Origin of the sequence: Microbacterium sp. (genome assembly GCF_031988965.1) — a bacterium.
Taxonomy (GTDB): domain Bacteria; phylum Actinomycetota; class Actinomycetes; order Actinomycetales; family Microbacteriaceae; genus Microbacterium.
On sequence record NZ_DALZXX010000192.1, the window covers coordinates 1 to 4,291 of the forward strand.

A 4,291-nucleotide genomic window follows, 5' to 3' on the forward strand; every position below is an offset into this window, starting at 1 on the left:
CCGCGGCCTCCGGCGCTGAGCCCTGCGAGTGCGAGGATCTCCGAGGCGTTTCCGCGGATCGCCGTCGGGCGGTTCTCGACCAGCTGCTGCGCCAGCCTTGTGCGCACGGGGAGCGAGCCGATCGCCACGGGATCGAGCACCCACGGCGTGCCGGCACTGTTCGCGCCTTCCACCGCTTCGAGGCTCGCCGCCCGCTGTTCCGGGGTCGGCGTGCCGAGGTTGATGAGCAGCCCACCGGCCACGCCCGCGAACAGGCCCGACTCCGAGACGATGTCGACCATCGCCGGAGCCGCGCCGAGGGCGAGCAGCACGTTGGCCGTGAACCCCGTCACCACCGTGTTGGTGATGCAGTGGGTCAGCGGTGGTGCCTCGCGCAGTGTGGACAGGAGCTCCGCAGCCGAGGCCGCGATGGTCGATTCGGATTCCGGACGCAGACGATCGCTCATTGCGACATCCCTTCGCTAGTACGAACTAGATCAGGTTCGACGGGTCTGTTCTCAGCCGCGGATGCGGCACCCCGTGTCACTCGCTCGAAGTCTAGCGATCCGAAGCGGTCAGTCGAGGCTGTGCAGCAGTGCGAGCTCGTCTTCACGGCTCAGCCCCGCGCGGCGTTCGCGGTCGACGCCACGCTCGCGCTCGTCAGCGATGACGGTCGTGATCGTCTCGTCGAGCGGTCGCAGTTCTCCCCCGGCGGCGCGATACCGCGCGTTGGCCCGGCTCATGAATCCGGTCATGTCGGCGGGCAGCCAGAGGGGCAGCGATCGCTCCCCCGCCCAGTGCGCGACGCCGTTCGCGACGAGCCAGTCGTCGTCGGCGACGACCGTCTCACCGCCGTGCCCCGTGCTGCGCTGTATTCTCGCGACGACCTCGGAGAGGGGATGCCGATCGCCGATCGCGTTGACCACCCCGGTGGCCGACGTCGTGGCGATGAACTCCGTCAGGTCGTCGACGTCGATGACCTGCACGCCGCGCCCTTCGGTGTTCGGGATCAGCACCGGCCCGTCCACCGCCCTGAGGAATGCCGCAGCCCAGTAGCCGAAGCGGTCGCTGGGGTCGCCCTCGCCCACGATCAGCCCCGGACGCACGATCAGGGCGCGATCGCCGAGTGTGCGCACGACGTTCTCGGCGGCCACCTTCTCGGCGCCGTAGTCGTACTCGTCTCCGGGTTCCGCGGGGGCATGCACCGGCGAGGACTCGTCCCCGCCTGTCGTCACGTCGTCGGAGTACACCGACATCGATGACACGTAGGTCCACCGCCCGGCTCTGTCGCCCAGGGCGCCGACGGCGGCGGTGACGTGCGCGGCACGCGATGAGATGTCGATGACGTGGTCCCAGTCGCGTCCGGACACCGCGGCGTAAGCCTCAGCATCATCGCGGTCGGCGAGCACGAGGCTCGCACCGTCGGGCGACGGGCGTCCTCCTCGGGCGAGGCACATCACCGTGGCGCCGTTCAGCAGCATCCTGCGGGCGATGCGCCCCGACAGCCAGCCCGTTCCCCCGAGGATCAACACGTCAGTCATGCGCCCATGTCACCAGCAACGGCCTGGGAGGGGAAGGGGGTTCCGCTCTCGGCGGATCCGTCTCTCACCGCGTGCGCAGATCATCCAGACCTTCGAGCGACGGAACGGTCCACGACGGGTCGGGACGCCACCGCACCCATTCCGGGTCGAAGGGCCACTCCCCGGCGCGGAACGACTCGATCGCCGCGCCCGCGTGCCGCTCGATCTGCGCCGCCTGCGCGCTCGTGAGGCGCCCCTGCTCGATCGCCGCGATCACCTCGTCCTCGTCTTTGAGGGACACGGAACCCTCGGCCTCGATCTCGACGTCGAGGATGTGGTCCGACGAGTACGTGTCGCGGTCGGTGCGCAGATGTGCGTTCTCGAGGTTCACGTACCATCCGGCGAACGTCCAGTCGACGCCGGTCGCGTCGCTCCAGAACACCCAGACCGACCAGGGCGCACCCGCCGGCGCGATGCGCAGGATGCCGTTGCCCCACCACTCCTCGACGATCCGCGTGCGCGGTTCGAGCCACCGACGCTCGAGCGGCACCGTGCGCACCCGGTCACCCGCGGGCGTGCCCTGTCCTTCCTGGAGGGTGCCGGGTGCGAGCCAGGCCACGAGCCCACGCGCATCGTCGCGGACCACGCGCATGGGCGTGATGGTCGATGCGTCGCCGGGCTGCCAGCCCGGCTTGCGGTAGTGCCAGTCGATCTGCTCGCCCGGCTGCAGGAACGGCCCCTCACCCATCGCACGGACACCGTCGGGCACCGCCGCAGGGGTGCTGTGAGGAAGGATGCTCATCCCGACACGGTACCCCCGGCGCGCGGACGAGCCTCAGTGCGACTCGAGGATGCAGATCTCCGCACCTCAGATCCCAGCCCTCGACGCATCGAGTTGCGACACGGTGTCATCGGGCGATCGGACGGCGATCGGGGTGCTCATGCCTGAACGACACGCGAGCTGCATCCCCTATCGGAATGCAGCTCGCGTATCGAGCCGTCAGTCGCGGATCGTGGCGCCGAAGCGCTCGGCGGCGACGGCGACGCCGGCGAGCTTCGCCTCCGTGGCCTCGGCCGCGGTGAGCGTGCGATCGCCGGCGCGGAAACGCAGCGCGAAGGTCAGGCTCTTCGATCCCTCGGGCAGGCCGTCACCCCGGTAGTCGTCGACGAGGCGCACCGACTCGAGCAGGTCGCCTGCCCCCTCGCTCAGCGCCGCGCGGACCTCTCCTGCCGGTACGTCGGCACCCACGACGAGCGAGACGTCCTGCGTGGCGGCGGGGAAGGTCGACAGCGATGCCGCGACGGCCCGCTGACCGGCGAGGGCGAGGATGCCGTCGAGGTCGAGCTCGAGAACCGTGGCGCGACCGGGAAGATCAGCACCGGCCGAGACATCGGGGTGGAGCTCCCCGATGTATCCGACCTCGACGTCACCGACGGTCAGCACGCCGGTGCGGCCCGGGTGCAGCGCGGCACGCGAGGACTGGACGATGTCGATGTCGACTCCGGCGGATTCTCCGATCACTCGAACGGCGTCGATCGCATCCGACAGTCCGGCCGGCTCTGCGGCCCGGCCGGGCTGACGGGCCACGACGTTGCCCGTCAGCAGCACGGCGACGTGGCGGTGCTGCGGCGGGATCGACGCGTTGAGCTCAGCGAGCGTCTCGTCGCTCGGACGTGCGCCCAGCGGCGGAACCTCGGCGGTGCCGTACTCGACGCCGGGCTCGGGCAGGAAGACCACACCGGTCTCGAACAGCGCCAGATCGGTGAGGCCGCGCGAGATGTTGCGGTGCGCGGTCTGCAGGAGACCCGGGATCAGCGAGCGGCGCAGGAACGGCGCCGATCCGTCGAGGGGGTTGGCCAGGCGGATGCTCGGCAGATGCTCGCCCGATGCCGAGCCGTGGCGATCGTTCTCGGCCTCGGTCGTGAACGGGAACGAGGGCGTCTCTACGAAGCCGGCGGCCGCAAGCGCGTTCGCGACGCGGCGGCGACCCTGCTGGTGCATCGTCAGGCCGCGGCCCGACGGCGGGGTCGGCAGCACCGAGGGGATGCGGTCGAGGCCGTGGATACGGGCGACCTCCTCGGCGAGAGACCACTTGTCGGTGAGGTCGGGACGCCAGGTGGGCGGGATGACGGTCCAACCGTCCTGCGTACCCGAGCCGGTCGAGGGACTGACCTCGGCACCGATCATCGTCAGTGCGCTCTCGATCTCGGCATCCGAGTAATCGACACCGATGAGCCCCTGCACGAAGTCCGTGGGCAGTTCGATGTCGGCGACGAAGACCTCGGCGAACAGCGCGCCTCCCTCGTCGGTCAGCGTTCCGCCCGCGAGTTCGACCATCAGATCGGCGGCGCGACGAGCCGCGACGAACGGGATCAGCGGATCGACCCCGCGCTCGAAGCGCTTGGAGGCCTCGCTGGGAAGCTTGTGACGGCGAGCGGTGCGGGCGATCGTCACGGGATCGAAGGTCGCCGCCTCGATGAGCACGTTCTGCGTCGTCTCGCTCATCTCGGTGGTGCCGCCGCCCATGACGCCGGCGAGACCGATCGGCCCCGAGTCGTCGGTGATCAGCAGGTCCTCGACGTGGAGCTTCCGCTCCTGCCCGTCGAGTGTGGTCATCTTCTCGCCCGGGGTCGCGCGTCGCACCGTGATGCCGCCGGCGAGCCGGTCGAGGTCGTAGCCGTGCAGGGGCTGTCCGAGTTCGAGCATCACGTAGTTGGTGATGTCGATCAGGATGCCGAGCGAGCGCATGCCGGCGAGCGACAGGCGGGCGATCATCCACGGCGGTGTCGGG

At 70.1% G+C, this 4,291-nt stretch carries 4 protein-coding genes and 1 riboswitch; all 4 genes read right to left on the reverse strand.

What is annotated here, in order from left to right; genetic code table 11:
* Nucleotides 1-446: hydroxyethylthiazole kinase (locus RTM68_RS17230; RefSeq protein WP_312173308.1), on the reverse strand; the 446-nt coding region annotated here is incomplete at its 3' end.
* Nucleotides 437-530: riboswitch (TPP riboswitch) on the reverse strand. It overlaps the preceding gene by 10 nt.
* 24 nt (nt 531-554) lie before the next feature.
* Nucleotides 555-1,520: an NAD-dependent epimerase/dehydratase family protein gene (locus RTM68_RS17235; RefSeq protein WP_312173310.1), complete on the reverse strand. Its 966-nt coding sequence runs from the start codon at nt 1,518-1,520 to the stop codon at nt 555-557.
* Nucleotides 1,521-1,584: 64 nt separating this feature from the next.
* Nucleotides 1,585-2,301: a DUF402 domain-containing protein gene (locus RTM68_RS17240; RefSeq protein WP_312173311.1), complete on the reverse strand. Its 717-nt coding sequence runs from the start codon at nt 2,299-2,301 to the stop codon at nt 1,585-1,587.
* Between the two features lie 198 nt (nt 2,302-2,499).
* On the reverse strand, nt 2,500-4,291 hold a 1,792-nt coding region (locus tag RTM68_RS17245; protein WP_312173314.1), incomplete at its 5' end, for a phenylalanine--tRNA ligase subunit beta.

Excerpts from the sequence above, each read along its gene's own strand:
- RTM68_RS17235 (WP_312173310.1), bottom strand. The coding sequence starts at position 1,520 with ATGACTGACGTGTTGATCCTCGGGGGAACGGGCTGGCTGTCGGGGCGC.
- RTM68_RS17240 (WP_312173311.1), bottom strand. The coding sequence starts at position 2,301 with ATGAGCATCCTTCCTCACAGCACCCCTGCGGCGGTGCCCGACGGTGTC.